General features: G+C 42.6%; 1 pseudogene. It reads right to left on the bottom strand.

The features are described from left to right. A pseudogene (locus HC175_RS24065) lies at window positions 1-278 on the bottom strand (sodium:calcium exchanger); the annotation flags it as partial. Window positions 279-305 lie beyond the last annotated feature (27 nt).

Genomic DNA, 305 nt, shown 5'->3' on the forward strand with positions numbered 1-305 from the left:
CTGGTCGCAATGTAAGCAGTAATGACCATCAAAGGAATGGCAATAACATTTGATACAAAAATGGTTCCTAAACCTATCTCACCAATACCGGTCACAGCACTGTGATGTTGATGCCTATCTTGGGACTTGCAGCTGCCAAACCAATTAAGGCTCCACCGGCACCACTGAAAAGCCCATTGTTTTCTTAACATTTTTAGAGGCTTTGACAAATGTTCAGCGCCCCGATGAGCTACCCAAACAGCAGTGATTAATACTAATGCCCAAATCCAGGTATCCATGTCATCTTCTTTTTTAGCCCTCTAAAT

The organism is Salinimicrobium oceani (assembly GCF_012037645.1).